This is a genomic window from Domibacillus sp. DTU_2020_1001157_1_SI_ALB_TIR_016 (assembly GCF_032341995.1).
In the GTDB taxonomy this organism is placed as follows: Bacteria; Bacillota; Bacilli; order Bacillales; family Domibacillaceae; genus Domibacillus; species Domibacillus indicus_A.
Genome location: NZ_CP135439.1, coordinates 1,739,285 through 1,754,255, shown reverse-complemented (window position 1 = coordinate 1,754,255; position 14,971 = coordinate 1,739,285). Strand labels below are relative to the sequence as shown.

14 protein-coding genes and 3 pseudogenes are annotated in these 14,971 nt (G+C 41.4%); 3 read left to right on the top strand and 14 right to left on the bottom strand.

Annotated elements, in window-relative coordinates:
* Nucleotides 1–119: 119 nt before the first annotated feature.
* The 4 genes from RRU94_RS16820 to RRU94_RS16805 form a co-directional block, all read right to left on the bottom strand.
* On the bottom strand, nt 120–884 hold the full coding sequence (locus RRU94_RS16820) for an SDR family NAD(P)-dependent oxidoreductase (protein WP_315692024.1): 765 nt from the start codon (nt 882–884) through the stop codon (nt 120–122).
* Between the two features lie 64 nt (nt 885–948).
* The gene (locus RRU94_RS16815; protein ID WP_315692023.1) at nt 949–2,130 is read right to left on the bottom strand and encodes an iron-containing alcohol dehydrogenase; all 1,182 of its coding nucleotides are present in this window, start codon (nt 2,128–2,130) and stop codon (nt 949–951) included.
* Between the two features lie 165 nt (nt 2,131–2,295).
* A complete protein-coding gene (locus RRU94_RS16810; protein ID WP_315692022.1) occupies nt 2,296–3,744 on the bottom strand; it encodes an aldehyde dehydrogenase family protein in 1,449 nt (482 codons plus the stop codon).
* Nucleotides 3,737–4,423 carry an aspartate/glutamate racemase family protein gene (locus RRU94_RS16805; protein ID WP_315692021.1) on the bottom strand — a complete coding sequence of 229 codons (687 nt, stop codon included), beginning with the start codon at nt 4,421–4,423 and terminating at the stop codon, nt 3,737–3,739. Before RRU94_RS16805 ends, RRU94_RS16810 begins: the two co-directional genes overlap by 8 nt.
* Before the next feature lie 171 nt (nt 4,424–4,594).
* Between RRU94_RS16805 and RRU94_RS16800 the strand changes: the two genes are divergently transcribed.
* A complete protein-coding gene (locus RRU94_RS16800; protein WP_315692020.1) occupies nt 4,595–5,470 on the top strand; it encodes a LysR family transcriptional regulator in 876 nt (291 codons plus the stop codon).
* Between the two features lie 168 nt (nt 5,471–5,638).
* Nucleotides 5,639–6,718, top strand: coding sequence for an isocitrate/isopropylmalate dehydrogenase family protein (locus tag RRU94_RS16795; RefSeq protein ID WP_315692019.1), 1,080 nt, complete (start codon nt 5,639–5,641; stop codon nt 6,716–6,718).
* Between the two features lie 180 nt (nt 6,719–6,898).
* On the opposite strand, the gene RRU94_RS16790 is transcribed toward RRU94_RS16795, so the two are convergent.
* From RRU94_RS16790 to RRU94_RS16775, 4 genes and pseudogenes are all read right to left on the bottom strand, one after another.
* The gene (locus RRU94_RS16790) at nt 6,899–7,165 is read right to left on the bottom strand and encodes an HPr family phosphocarrier protein (RefSeq protein WP_410493049.1); all 267 of its coding nucleotides are present in this window, start codon (nt 7,163–7,165) and stop codon (nt 6,899–6,901) included.
* Nucleotides 7,166–7,186: 21 nt separating this feature from the next.
* Nucleotides 7,187–7,954, bottom strand: a complete 768-nt coding sequence (locus RRU94_RS16785; protein ID WP_315692018.1) for a class I SAM-dependent methyltransferase — start codon at nt 7,952–7,954, stop codon at nt 7,187–7,189.
* A 549-nt stretch (nt 7,955–8,503) separates the two neighbouring features.
* Nucleotides 8,504–8,725, bottom strand: coding sequence for an HPr family phosphocarrier protein (locus RRU94_RS16780; RefSeq protein ID WP_315692017.1), 222 nt, complete (start codon nt 8,723–8,725; stop codon nt 8,504–8,506).
* Between the two features lie 110 nt (nt 8,726–8,835).
* A pseudogene (locus RRU94_RS16775) lies at nt 8,836–9,045 on the bottom strand (tripartite tricarboxylate transporter permease); the annotation flags it as partial.
* On the opposite strand from RRU94_RS16775, the pseudogene RRU94_RS16770 reads away from it, so the two are divergent.
* Nucleotides 9,035–9,166, top strand: a pseudogene (locus tag RRU94_RS16770) (acetyl-CoA C-acyltransferase); the annotation flags it as partial. The pseudogenes RRU94_RS16775 and RRU94_RS16770 sit on opposite strands and share 11 nt — an antisense overlap.
* A gap of 186 nt (nt 9,167–9,352) precedes the next feature.
* Here RRU94_RS16770 and RRU94_RS16765 read toward each other — a convergent pair.
* From RRU94_RS16765 to RRU94_RS16740, 6 genes and pseudogenes are all read right to left on the bottom strand, one after another.
* Nucleotides 9,353–10,876 (bottom strand): acyl-CoA carboxylase subunit beta, encoded by a 1,524-nt coding sequence (locus RRU94_RS16765; RefSeq protein WP_410492981.1) that lies wholly within the window; start codon nt 10,874–10,876, stop codon nt 9,353–9,355.
* A 50-nt stretch (nt 10,877–10,926) separates the two neighbouring features.
* Nucleotides 10,927–11,709, bottom strand: a complete 783-nt coding sequence (locus RRU94_RS16760; protein ID WP_315692015.1) for an enoyl-CoA hydratase — start codon at nt 11,707–11,709, stop codon at nt 10,927–10,929.
* Nucleotides 11,710–11,750: 41 nt separating this feature from the next.
* A complete protein-coding gene (locus tag RRU94_RS16755; RefSeq protein WP_315692014.1) occupies nt 11,751–12,653 on the bottom strand; it encodes a hydroxymethylglutaryl-CoA lyase in 903 nt (300 codons plus the stop codon).
* Nucleotides 12,654–12,697: 44 nt separating this feature from the next.
* Nucleotides 12,698–12,916, bottom strand: a complete 219-nt coding sequence (locus RRU94_RS16750; protein ID WP_315696011.1) for an acetyl-CoA carboxylase biotin carboxyl carrier protein subunit — start codon at nt 12,914–12,916, stop codon at nt 12,698–12,700.
* Nucleotides 12,917–12,957: 41 nt separating this feature from the next.
* Nucleotides 12,958–14,292 carry an acetyl-CoA carboxylase biotin carboxylase subunit gene (locus RRU94_RS16745; protein ID WP_315692013.1) on the bottom strand — a complete coding sequence of 445 codons (1,335 nt, stop codon included), beginning with the start codon at nt 14,290–14,292 and terminating at the stop codon, nt 12,958–12,960.
* 82 nt (nt 14,293–14,374) lie between these two features.
* Nucleotides 14,375–14,959, bottom strand: a pseudogene (locus RRU94_RS16740) (AMP-binding protein); the annotation flags it as partial.
* Nucleotides 14,960–14,971 lie beyond the last annotated feature (12 nt).

Sequence of the window (14,971 nt, the reverse complement as noted above, 5' to 3'; positions counted from 1 at the left end):
CTTATTGTGACAAAAAAGCCTCCTTGGTTTATAGAATAAGAAAACATTCTTATTCTATAAACCAAGGAGGCACCCGAAATATCGAGACTATTAATTATAATCGTACAAGTCTATTATACTTATATTGCTGTCCAGCCGCCGTCTACCCGAATGGTTTCCCCTGTAATAAAATTCGCCATATCCGAAGCCAGGAATAGAACCGCCCCTGTCACATCATTTGGCTTGGCTAATGAACCAAGTGGTATCCGATTCAATACATCCTGATGAAAGTCTGGATCCTCAAACATCGCTTTGGTGAAATCCGTCTCAATAAATGTCGGGGCTACCGCATTCACTTTTATCTGATGGGGAGCCCATTCAACAGCCAAAGCTTTTGTCAGCTGCACCGCTCCGCCTTTGCTGGAGCAGTAGGCTGCACGTTTGATGTAACCAACGAATGCCATCTGGGACACAATATTAATGATTTTACCGGCATGTCCCTGCTCAATCATATATTTGCCGGCCCGCTGGGTACAAAAAAACGTTCCTTTTAAGTTCGTATCGAGCACCCGGTCCCAGTCTTCTTCTGTCACTTCTAAAGACGGCTTCGCAATATTAATGCCTGCATTATTCACCAGCACATCAATCCGGCCGAGACGTTCATGAGCATGATCGATCATTTCATAAATTTGCTGGACATCCTGGATATCAGCTGTTAAATACGAACATTGAGGATTGTGCTGTTGCAGTTTCGCTGCTGCTTCTTGAAGATCCTGTTCGTTTCTGCCAGTAATGATAACGTCTGATCCTAACTCAGCGAAGGCAAGGGCCATATCTTTGCCAATTCCCTTGCTTCCGCCGACAATCACTACTTTTTTGCTTTTTAGTTCTGAAAAATAACTCATAATTTTGCCTCCTGCTGATTCATTTATTTCAATGAATCTGGACGTGTTTGCTTAACGGAGCTTATCAAGTAAGAGATGGCTCTTCAACAGCGCCGTATGCTTCTTCATAAATCTTCTGGATTTCTTTCACTGTCAGCCATCTTGGATTGTTATTTAATAGACGATCGACTTTGCTCGCTTCTTCTGCCAAAGCTGGGATATCGGAAGCTGTTACGCCTACCTCTTTCAAGCTGGAAGGAATGCCAACATCCTGAGACAGCTGGGCAAGCGCCGTAACAGCACGGTCTGCAGCTTCACGAAGCGATAATCCTTCAATGTTTTCTCCAAGCGCTTCTGCTACCTCTGCAAATTTTTCCAAGTCCGCTACTACATTGTATTTCATGACATACGGCAGCAGGAGAGAATTCGCTACACCGTGTGGAACCTTAAATTTTCCACCAAGAGGATATGCTAACGCATGGACGGCTCCGACCCCTGCATTTCCAAGGGAGATCCCCGCCAGAAGACTGCCCATTGCCATATCTTCGCGTGCTTTTAGATCTTTTCCGTTATAAACCGCTTTACGGATCGAGCGGGAAATCAGCTTGATCGCCTGTAAAGCGATGCCGTCTGTTAGTTCTCCTGCACGAATAGCCGTATAAGATTCTACAGCATGCACTAACGCATCCATTCCAGTTGCCGCTGTAACTGCTGGAGGAACAGTCAATGTCAGTTCAGCATCCACAATAGCCACACTTGGAAGCAGGTATGGGCTGACAATTCCTTTTTTCACTTTGTCTCGTGTATCGGTAAAAATAGCATTATACGTCACTTCCGAGCCAGTACCGGCTGTAGTCGGCACTAGAATTGTAGGAACCCCCGGATTCTTTACTTTCTCAATGCCGACAAAATCACGCACATCCTCTTTATTTGTCAGCATAACGGAAAGCACTTTTGTGATATCTAATGCACTGCCGCCTCCTACACCTACAAGCAGGTCATAGCCTTTTCCTTCAATCTGTGCAGCCAGCTGCTCTAAATTTTCAAATGGCGGTTCTGGTACCACATCATCGATAATATCTGCTTCCAGGCCAGCCGCAGCCAGTGGTTCTGTCACTTTAGACAAAAGACCTGTTTCACGGATAATTTTATCCGTTACAATAATCACTTTCGTTGCTTCTAATTTCTTAGCCTGCTCCCCTACTTCAGCTATTGATCCTGTTCCTGTAATGAGCGTTCCAGCTGTACGAAAATATGAAATTCCCATGATCAATTCCTCCTTAAGACAATTTAATATTTATAAATTTACTTTCGGTTATGCCTTTAACTGCGTGTTTTGTACCTTCGGCGCTTATAATTTTTAATCTAATTCCTCTATGAGGGATATTTTCCTGACAATACGTGAACGCAAGATATACATGACGAGTTTTACTTAGCTTAATTTAATACCAATAAACTTGATTTCCGTCATATCCTCAATTGCATATTTAACGCCTTCTTTTCCAACACCGCTTAATTTAACTCCACCATAAGGGTAATTATCTTGACGATATGTAGAGGTTTCATTAATCCAAACGCCTCCTGTTTCAAGCCCTTCAGCTATCCGCATAGCGCGATTAATATCATTAGTGAATACCCCTGCCTGCAATCCGAATACAGAATCATTTGCCATTTCAATCACTTCTTCTTCTGTTTCAAATGGAATCACAGAAACAATCGGCGCAAATGTTTCCTCACACACTACTTTCATATCTGGCTGAACATCTACAAGAATTGTTGGCTCCAGCAATGTTCCATTCCTGTTGCCGCCAGTCGCCAGCTTTGCACCTGCTTTTACAGCTTCCTGGATCCAGTTGTGCGCACGGATGGCTTCTTTTTCACTAATCATTGGCCCAATATCCGTTGATTCTTCTGCTGGATTGCCAATTACCAAGTTCTTTACCATAGAAACATATTGATCTAAAAATTCCCGGTAAACCTCTTTTTGTACATAAATACGCTGTGCTGAAATACAGACCTGTCCGGAGAAAGCAAATGCTCCCCGTACTAACCCTGTTGCAGCTGCCTTAACGTCCCCATCATTAAATAAAATGTTTGGTGAATTTGACCCAAGTTCTAATGTTACTTTTTTCAATCCAGCTTTTTGACGAATGTCAATTCCAACAGAAGGGCTTCCAGTAAACGTGATTTTGCTGATACGCGAATCTGTGACTAAAACATCCCCAATTTCTGACCCGTTACCGATTACCAAATTCAGTGCACCTTTAGGCAGCCCCGCTTCTTCAAATAGCTTTACAAGCATATAAGCTGTGAGCGGTGTTTTGCCTGCTGGTTTTAAAACGACCGTATTCCCTGCAGCAAACGCTGGTGCCAGCTTATGCAAAGCCAAGTTTAAAGGGAAATTGAATGGTGTAATAGCAGAAATAACACCTATTGGCAGACGGCGAACCATTCCAATTCGGTTTTCTCCACCAATGGCTGCATCCATTGGAACAAGTTCTCCTTCAATTTTTTTGGCTTCATCCGCTGCAAAACGAAGAACCTGTACAGCTCTTCCTACTTCCCCTCGGCCGTCTCGAATTGGCTTTCCTGCTTCTAAAACAAGAACTTGTGCAAATTCTTCTGTTTTTTCTTCTAGTAAATCTGCTGTTTTTCGTAAAATATCTGCACGCTGATAAGCTGGCATTTTCTTCATCGTATGGTGAAAAGTTTGGTAAGCTGATTCTATTGCTCTTTCAGCAACCTCTTTCGAAGCTAAACTCACTTTTCCAACTACTTCTCCATTAAATGGGCTGATGACATCCATCACTTTTTCTTCTGATTGTTTAACAGGATTTCCCTCGATCAGGGAAGTTACATGCATTACCTCAACATTAATCATTTAAAACAGCCTCCTTTTTTGTTACTGCATTAACAATTGCTTTTACGCTGATTTCGGGACTGGTCAATATTGGCTTTGATTTAACTTTTAGTGTTTTAAGCGCCTGAGCCATAGAAAATTGTGCAAAAAGGATAACGTCGCAATCCGAAGATAACTCTTCTACTTTCTGGTGAATAAGCTCGTCATGTTTAGCAGCTTGTCGATTTTGTAATGCTTCAAACGCTTCATAAATAACAGCGGTTTCAATGAAAACATTCTTTTGACGTTGAGCCGCAATTCCTTCTAATAATTTTGTAGTTGTAGGTCCAGCGGCTTCTACAGTGGCAATTACCCCAATACGGCTTCCCATCTCTACTGCCTGCTCAAGCATGCTTAGATCAGCACTTAACATCGGAACGTCAAACAAGTGGCTGATTTCCGCAACGGCCGGCGTAAAAGAAGAGCATGTCAGCAATATCCCATCTACTCCATGGCTGGCAGCTTTTTCAGCTAAATTCATTAATCGCCTAATCATGTCTTTCGTTACTGTATGCGTTTCGTTTAATTCAAAGATTAAACTTTCATCCATAAAGTTCACTAATGTAACATGGGGAGCATGTTCACGAAATGCCTCTAAAATCGGCGGAACTGAATTCATCGTTGCGTGAATAAGCCCAATTCGATAATTTTCTTTTGCCAAATCCTTTACCTCCCGGCTGTTTGAATCCGTTTTCAATAACGATAAATTATAAGTGCCTTTTAAAAAAGATTACCTGCTACACAGTAAATATATTATAATTATAGAAATTAATAAAATATTTAATTTCTATATAAATGGATAGAATTTTTTTATTTCTTAAGGAGGAAAATGATGGACAAAAAAGATTGGCTTATTTTAGAAAAGGTCTTCCAAGAGAAAAATATTACCAAAGCAGCCGAACAGTTATATATTTCACAGCCTACTTTGACTTATCGGCTCCAACAGATTGAGAAAGAATTTGATGTTAAACTTTTTTACAGAGGCAGGAGAGGAGTAGACTTCACAGAACAAGGAGAGATATTAGTAGAATACGCAAAAGATATGTTAAAACAACAGCAAAACATTGAAGAACTTTTATGGAATAAAGAAAATGAAGTGCGGGGTACTTTACGCTTAAGTATTTCAAGGACTTTTGCTTTTTACGAATTGCCTCAAATGTTAAAGGCTTTTAATGAAAACTTTCCTAAAGTTGAATTTTACGTCAACACTGGCGTAAATATTGATGTCGTCCAATCCGTTTACAAGCAAGATTCTCACATCGGTATTGTCCGGGGAGACCATCATTCACCGCACGAAGACATCATTATAACAGAAGAAAACATTTCCATACTTTCTGCACAAGAAATTGACTTAAACGACCTTCCTTCTATGCGAAGAATCAGCTACCAGACTGATCCTGCACTGGAAATGGTTATAAATAATTGGTGGCAAGATAACTTTTCAAGACCTCCTATCAGCAATATGAATGTTGATAATGTCGAGATTGCAAAAAGGATGGTTCTTAATGGGCTGGGCTATTGCATAGTTCCTAGTATTGTATTAGAAAAGAATAACCATTTAGAAAAAGGGATACTGAAAGATACCAGCGGTTCACCTATCATCTGGAAAACCCGCCTGTTATACCGTAAAGAACTTTTAGAATTAGCAATGGTAAGAGAATTTGTTGATTTTGCAAAAGGATATTATCAGGACTTTTCGCCAAAATAAATTGTGAAAGAGTTTTCCTTTCTGTGAAATTAAAAAAATTGATCAATAACTATCAATTTTATCTATTTTATTAATTCCTTTTTTTGATTTACATTATTTGATATAGCTATAGTTTTCTTGAAACATTAACCAAGGCTGAAAATATCGTCAAGAGAGGAATGATTAATAATGACTGTTTATCGTATAGGAGTACTAAATGGAGATGGCATCGGACCTGAAATTGTAAGCGCTACAGTAGAGGTTTTCAAAACAGCCGCCCACAAAATGGGCGTTGACATTGACTGGGTTGACCTGCCAATGGGGTGGGAAGGAATCAAGCATCATAACGACCCTCTTCCGGAGATCACAACAGAAACATTAAAAAATACACATGGATGGATTCTCGGCCCTCATGATTCAGCCGCTTATCCCCCTGAGCATAAAATTAAGCTGAACCCAAGCGGTGCCCTGCGCCACTCCCTTGATTTGTATGCCAATATCCGTCCAGCCAAAACAATGCCCGGCATTAAAAGTGTTGTCGGTGAAGCAGATCTAGTGATCTACCGTGAAAATACAGAAGGCTTTTATGCAGACCGCAATATGTACAGTGGACATGGTGAATGGCAGATTACCGAAGACGTAGTCGTGACATCCGGCGTCTTTACCCGAAAAGCGGCGGAACGTATTGCCCATGCCGCGTTTAAAATGGCCATGCAGCGCCGCAAGAAAGTAACCATTGTCCATAAAGCAAATGTGCTTCGTTTGAGTACCGGCTTGTTTTTAAAAGTTTGCCGGGAAGTAGCGGAGCAGTATCCTGAAGTAACCGTAGACGATTACCATATTGACGCCATGGCGGCCCATTTAGTGCGCCGTGCCAGAGACTTTGACGTGATTGTGACGGAAAATATGTATGGGGACATTCTTTCTGACCTTGCCGGTGAACTTGTGGGCAGCCTGGGTTTGGCTCCATCCATCAATTCAAATGATAACCTTGCGATGGCACAGGCGGCGCACGGTTCTGCACCGGATATTGCCGGCTTAAATATCGGCAATCCAACGGGCATGATGCTCTCCACGGTCATGCTGATGGACTGGCTGGCAGAACGCCATAACGATCCAAAGCTGAAGGAGATGGGCCAGCTTGTAGAGCAGGGCTTGTATCAGTCACTTGAAGACGGCGTGAAAACAAAAGACCTGGGCGGCAGCGCGTCAACATCCGGCTTTGCAGATGCAATCTCGAAGCGGATTAATCAGGTAGTAGTGAATTAAACATTAAACCCGGACTTACAAAGGATAACTTTCTTGTAGGGTCCGGGACTTTTTATTACTGAACAGCTATTTTCCTTTTTTAAGAACATAAAAAGCCCTTTGCTTGAACGGTGAGCAAAGGACTCGCTAAAGTCGAATTCATTAGGCCAATAAAATCAGTTAAGTTTATGCATGCCCATGTTATTCTTGATTTAAAAGAAAAGCCTCTAAGGCTGCCTCACTCTTTTGTTCATTGCTCCCATCAGCAACTAACATAACTTCTTCTCCCTTTTTAATAGCGGAGGCCATAACCCCCATTATGCTTTTTGCAGCGATAAATTTCCTCTGCTTCAAAACGATTGTAATATTACTTTCGAAATTAGATGCTTTCTGTACAAAGTGGGCAGCACCTCTTGCCTGAAGGCCGTTTTGCAACTGAACAATTACTTTTTTCTCCACCAAGGGCATCGCCATTAAATTTTATCTATTCTATTTTACCGCTGCTAATAAAATTGCTTGTCCTTGAAAGGAGCGAACCTGATCCTTTTCAATTTCTATTGAGAAAAATTCCAGAATGTCCTTCGAAGAGGCAACGATAAAGCTATTTAATTCTTCTTTGTCTTTGTCCGAAAGGTTCATCGTACGGCACCACTCATTAAATACAAACCTTTTCTTAAAAGTAGTAAACATCTCAATTGAAAACCCTTTTTGCTCCAGCCATGAAATCCATTCTGTTTTTTTATAAGCACGATAATGGCTAGGGTCCCTTTTTTTCTCAATATAATTGTAAAATTGATCGTATTTGTTTAATTCCGGGGAAACATTATCGACTAATACGAACAAGCCATCATCTGTCAGAACCCGAAAGGATTCGCTGATAAATCTATCGATGTTTGAGAAGTGATGTGGAGCAATCCTGCAGGTTACAGTATCAAAGTTTTTCTCAGGAAAGGGCAAATTTTCTGCATCTCCCTGTACAAATGAAACGTTATTATGGCCGTTTGACTGTATAAAGTTTTTAGCGTTTTCCAACATCTCTGGTGTTAAATCTAACGCTGTAACATCATTGAAAAGAGGTGCTAACTTGTTCGCCACATGGCCGCCACCAGTAGCAATATCAAGAAGACTTGAATTATTCCTGCCCTCCGCTATCTGCAACATAAGATCCAGATCCTTGCCTTGCGCATGCATTTTGCTTGTAACATAATTCGCCGCATTTAAACCAAACTGATTCATAACGTTTTTTTTATTGTCCACTTTCATCTCTCCCATTCTGTACTATCTATAACCTCATCAACCATTTAAAAAATGCCTTAAACGGGATATAACTTTTCTTTGTAAAAGTGGATCGATAGCCCGCGTTAAATGAGCCTCTGCTGCTACTGGCTGAACTGAATGCATTGTGACTTGAGTCATTCAGCTTTATAATTTTTTACGTATTCACTCTCTACTCAGAACTTGAATTCGTTTTCATAACTCTATTGTAATCATTACTTAAAATTGTTAGAAATAAGTATAAAATATGTTTGCTTTGGATTAAATATATTATAAATCCAGGCATTAATAAAATATTAAATTTTAATGATGTTCAATCAAATATTTGAATACCACTAAACTTTTTTACATAAGGCACTGATCAACAATTTTATTTATTTTTTTGATGAGGTCTGTCAGCTGTTCAGCTGCTACAGCGACCTGGCCAATAGCTCCAATCTGTTCATCAATGGAAGCCTTTATTCTTCAATTTCTCCGCTTTCCTTTATATATAAAACTCCTGATGGATTTTCAGAAGTTCATGTTTTCATATTATTCATTTATATCTGCATGAACGTTATAACGATGAAACACTTGGATCATTTCTTTCTTCGCTTGTTCCTCATCAGGTCCGTGGATTTCAAGAACAAACGTTTCAGAGCTCAAGATGGAATAAGTCAGTCCTAAAATACTTTTAGCATCAATGCTTTTATGGTCTGTTTTGATGACAATACTTGACTGAAATTGCTGGGCGGTTTTATTAATTTCGACCACTAACTAGGCAAATGTGTTGCTAATATTCATCTTCACCCCTCCTGTTGTTAGATAGAGTTTTATACATGCTTCTTCTTCAGAACAGGGTCTCTTATATATGTGTTCGCTGTTTATCCTTCTTCATTAATGATCATTTTTTTCCCTCTTAACTTCAGTAAGATCGGTGTTAGAATCCATAGCAAGCCTACAATAATAAAAACAAGTGAGATAGGCTTTTCAAAGAAAATCATGATATCGCCATTAGAAAGCGTTAATGCTCTTCGCAGATTGTTTTCGATCATTGGACCAAGTACCAATCCTAATACGAGCGGTGCGAGCGGAGCCGGGATTATTTTGACTCTAGCTTATGAACTGAAACGTCGCGGCGGCGGGATTGGCATCGCAGTCATCTGTTCTAGAAGCGGCCAGGGTGATGCGATCATGATTAAAGTAGCTGGATAAATTGGATACAACAACAATGAAAGCAGCCAAACGGCTGCTTTCAACTTTTCTCACTAGATGTATTCACTTTTAATCAGGTTTATTTTATATAATGAAGAAGAAACAAAACAACATTGATTTAACGCAAGTGAACGACATTTAATAAATGTTATTTTAAAAATAATTTTTATATAAGTAATACATAAGTCAAACCGGATACACCGGATGCTTTCGTTCAGAAAAGATAACATACTTCGATGAATATGCTTCAAACCGAGTTACTAACTCTTCGCGTAACGAATTAGCCGGAACAACCCCATCGATAACCATTTCAGAGGCTAGTCTATAAATATCAATATCCTGCTTATATTCCTCCCGTTTCTGTTCAATAAAAGAGGTCCGTTCATTTTCCGGTAACTCGGCAATTTTATTGGCATATACGGCATTTACCGCAGCCTCTGGTCCCATAACCGCAATTTGAGCTGTAGGCAGAGCAAGACAACAATCTGGTTCAAACGCAGGTCCGCACATGGCATAGAGTCCTGCTCCGTATGCTTTACGGACGATAACTGATATTTTAGGTACAGTCGCTTCTGACATGGCCGAAATCATTTTTGCACCATGGCGAATGATACCTGCACGTTCTACCTTGGTACCGATCATAAAGCCAGGTACATCAACGAGAAACAGAAGTGGAATATGAAATGCATCACAAAGGGTGATAAATTTAGCTGCCTTATCCGCTGTATCATGAAATAATACTCCGCCCTTAACTCGCGGCTGATTGGCTATGATGCCGACCGGCTTTCCATCCATTCGGGCTAAACCTGTAATAAGTTCACTGGCAAAGAGCTTCTTGATCTCGAAGAATGACCCTTCGTCAATTACTCCATTGATAAGATCGTACATGTTAAATGGAGTGTTCTGGTTGGATGGGATGAGCTCTTCTAACGTTTTCTCGAAATGCTTAGGTGCTAAAGCTTCCTGAACAGGCGGTTTTTCAGAAAAATTAGCAGGAAAATAAGAGAGATAATCCCGAGCCATCGCAATAGCTTCTTCTTCAGTTTTAGCTAGCACATCTCCGCATCCTGAAACTGAACAATGCATGCGGGCACCGCCCATCTCTTCTAACGTGACTTTTTCTCCAATAACCATTTCTGCCATCCTCGGGGATCCGAGATACATTGAGGCATTTCCGTCCACCATGATAACAATGTCACAAAATGCAGGGATGTAAGCTCCACCTGCAGCTGACGGACCAAACAAAATGCAGATTTGCGGTATTTTACCTGAAAGTTTAACTTGATTATAAAAAATTCGGCCAGCTCCGCGGCGCCCAGGAAACATCTCTACTTGATCCGTAATACGCGCCCCTGCAGAATCTACAAGATAGACGAGCGGTACATTCAATTTTTCAGCCGTTTCTTGAATCCTTATCATTTTTTCTACGGTCCGCGCTCCCCAAGAGCCCGCTTTTATAGTCGAATCATTAGCCATCACACAGACAATCTGTCCATTGATCTTCCCCATCGCTGTCACTACACCATCAGCAGGCAGATCTTTTGCTAAGCAGTTTGCAAATAAGGCATCCTCCACCTCCAGCCCCTGATCAAACAATAGCTTTAAGCGGTCACGAACAAACAGCTTGCCCCGTTCCTGATTTTTCTGATGGTATTTAAGTGCTCCACCTTTTTGAATCTGTTCCATTCTTTCCTGTAATGTTTGCTGCATCGGTTTCCCATCAGATGACATTGTTTTTCCTCCTCTTTTGAACTTCCATATTATTTTCCAATAAATACAGGAGGTCTTTTTTCTTTGAAAGCTTGTATGCCTTCTAACCGATCTTTTGTAGGAATGGTTAATTCATAAGCATTTTGTTCAATCGAAAGCCCGGTACTCAAATCCACGTTCATTCCCTTATCTATGGAGAACTTCGCCTGAGCAATAGCAATGGGAGCATTCAGCACGATTTGATTGGCTATACTTAATGCTTTATCCAGAAGTGAGTCTACCGGTGTTACATACTCGATTAACCCAATCTCTCGTGCTTCTCTGGCATCAACCCGTCTAGCAGTGAAAATGAGCTCTTTGGCTCGCCCTTTTCCAACCAATCGCGGCAAACGTTGTGTTCCGCCTGCACCCGGAATAATTCCAAGCGAGGTCTCTGTAAGGCCGAACTTGGCTGTTTCTGAAGCAATCCGGATGTCACAAGCCAGTGCCAATTCCATTCCGCCTCCCAAAGCGACTCCGTTCAGGACTGCGATGACTGGTTGTGGCAAAGCTTCTAACTCATTAATGCTTTCACGAATTAGAGAAACAGTTTTACGTACCTGACTGAGATCCATTCCGGCCCGTTCTTTTAAATCTGCTCCTGCGCAAAAGATCTTCTCCCCGGCTCCAGTGATTAGTACACAGCGCACTGATGAATCAAATTTACATGCAGCAATTGCTTCTCGAAGTTCGCTCAACATTTGTATCGATAAGGCGTTAGCAGCTTTTGGACGGTTTAAAGTAATGAGGGTAATTCCATTTGCTACTGTTGAAACCAATACAGCTTTATCCATCTTCTTCCTCCCTCCTATACGAATATTGATTAACCTGTGGCCTATTTATTTATACCGCGGGCTTGCAGACTTCGGCTAGGTAAAGGCCTTCCTATCTTATCCTGAATAAAACGCGAGGCAGAAAGTAGTTTTTCCTGATCCACTCCTGTGTGAATCCCCATACCGTTCAGCATATAAAGCAAATCATCTGTAGATACATTGCCAGATGCCCCAGGTGCGTATGGACATCCTCCCAGTCCACCAAGGGAGGCATCGAATGAGGCTATTCCCATATCTAACGATACTAGGATGTTAGCTAAAGCTGTACCACGAGTGTCATGAAAGTGTAGAGCAAATTTATCTGAAGGAAAACGCTTTAACAAGACCTCTAACACTTCTTGTACTTGCTTCGGATTTGCTATACCGATGGTATCACCAAGTGACAACTCTCCAATTCCCATCTCAAACAACGTTTCTGAAACCCTAATGACCTTCTCTATATGAACGATGCCCTCATAAGGGCATCCAAATACTGTGGAAATATATCCTCGAGTAGACTTTCCTGCTGAGAGTGATTGTTGTACCACTTCTCTTAAAATAGGAAATGTATCCTCAATGGATTTGTTAATATTTTTTTGATTATGTGTTTCACTGGCTGACATAAATACAGCTGCCTCATCAATGTTGGATTCCAGCGCCCGTTCCAGCCCTTTACGATTCGGAACAAGAGCTGTATAAACTACACCCGGCATTCGCGTAATACCTTTTGCCACCTCCGCAGCATCAGACAGGGCAGGGATCCACTTTGGATGAACAAAGGAAGTAATCTCAATATATTTCAATCCAGTGGAAGACAATTGATTGATCCAAGCAATTTTATCCTCCGTCGAAACAAAAACCTTCTCATTTTGTAACCCATCCCGCGGCCCTACCTCTTTTATCATTACACTTGCTGGCCAATTCATCGCTATCCCTCACTTCATCCCACCCAAAATCTTTTTGTGGAATGTTATTCAAATTCAACTAACACGTCTCCTTCATTAACAAAATCTCCTTCATTGACTTTTATTTCTTTGACAGTCCCATCAAATTCGGCTCCAATTGGAATCTCCATCTTCATTGATTCTAAGATAACCACATCCTGCCCTTCTTCTACCTGATCCCCATTTTTCACAAGAATCTTCCATACGGTCCCTGCCATGTTTGCTAACAATTGATTCACGTTTATTCCCCCTATTTCTCTCGGTTCATTGCGGTTTCTTAGTTTCCTTATAAATACTTTGTCACAAAGCTGGTTGTCGTATCTCCTGCACGGAATGCCGGGTGCGCGGCAACTTTTTGTAACATTGAAATATTTGTTTTAATCCCCTCAACTTGATAATGGGCTAGCGCTTCTTGCAAACAGTCAATCGCCTCGTCGCGATTTTTGCCTCTTACCACAAGCTTTGCAATCATCGGGTCATAAAAAGGCGTAACGACCGATTGACCATGTACAGCTAATTCATGCCGAACTCCCGGACCTTCAGGTAAGGATAATTTCGTAATGGTTCCTGGAGATGGAAAAAACGTTTTAGGATCCTCTGCATAGATTCTTACCTCAATCGCATGTCCCTCACATTTAACATCATCCTGTGCAAAACCTAGTGAATCTCCCGCTGCAATCCGAAGCTGCTCAGCAACCAAATCCAATCCAGTAATTTCTTCTGTGACCGGATGCTCCACTTGCAGACGGGTATTCATTTCAAGAAAGTAGAAGTTCTTGTTTTCATCAACTAAAAACTCAATCGTCCCAGCATTCTGGTACTTGATTGATTGGGCCGCTTTTACTGCTGCTTCTCCCATTTTGCTGCGAGTAATGTCATCTAGAAACGATGATGGTGCTTCCTCGACTACTTTCTGATTGCGGCGCTGTATCGAACATTCACGTTCCCATAAGTAAACGGTATCCCCAAATCCATCAGCCAGGATTTGAATCTCAATATGCCTTGGATTTTCTATATATTTCTCTATATACATTGCACCATCACCAAAAAAATCTGTTGCTCGTTTTTGGTTTCCAGCAAATGCTTTGTGAATCTCGTCTGCATTGCGAACAATTTGCATTCCAATACCGCCTCCACCGGCTGAGGCTTTGAGCATTATCGGGTACCCGATACGATCGGCTACCCGCACTGCTTCTTCCGCATCTGCTAACGGATAGGCTATTCCCGGAACAATTGGGATACCCGCTTCTTCCATTACCTTCCTCGATTCAATTTTGCTGCCCATCCGAGAAATTACTTCAGGGGAAGGACCGATAAATACCAGCCCCTCTTCCTCACAACGGCGGGCAAATTTCGTATTTTCTGAGAGAAGACCATATCCGGGATGAATAGCCTCTGCTTTAGAAAATCGGGCAATTTCTAAAATTTTATCGATGTTTAAATAGCTTTCTGCTACCTTTGGTCCTCCAAGCAAGTAAGCCTCATCTGCCATTTTCACATGTGGTGCCTCCATATCGGCTTCCGAGTAAACCCCAACCGTAGCAACACCTAACGACTTACATGTTCGCATAACCCGAGCTGCGATTTCTCCTCGATTAGCAATCAAAACCTTTTTAAACATACTTTGCCTCCCTTTACTGTATGTCTCTAATTAACATTTCACTTTGCAAGTTCAGAATCCGACCTGCATCCTGTAATTTCCCGATCCCCATCCTCTCTGTAACCGTTCTCATATTTTCGGCCGGACACGAAGAACTAGCCATGATCCCTGTTCGTAAAGATGATAAATCAAATTCATTGAAGACGGGATGATTTAATTCAGCGATAAACATGGTAGGGATTCCGTGTAAAGCGGTGCAGTTCTCTGCACAGCTTTCAGAACAGACAATGCACCAAATTCTTGGACCGGAACCATGGCTGCTCCTACACATACGCAAGTCATTGTTCCAAGTACACCACTGAAACAGTGGAAGAAAAGTACTGGTATACACATGCGGTCCTGATGAGTCAAATTCATGCAGGGTGCTATATTCATTGCATTGTTGACCAAGTTGATATGTGTGAGCATGACATCTTTAGGAAATCCCGTTGTACCTATGGCCAGATGATCACCCTTTTTTAATTCCTAACTTCATATATCCATTGATCACTTTCCTGCAAAAGTGATCAAACTGCTTATAGGTATAACGAAGGTTTCGGTCAGGATAAACAACTGCCTCATGTTCAGGACGCTCAATCGTCACCTGTTCCAGCAGATTTCCTAGCGTGACTTGCATTGCCTCACCCATTCAGGAGATCCG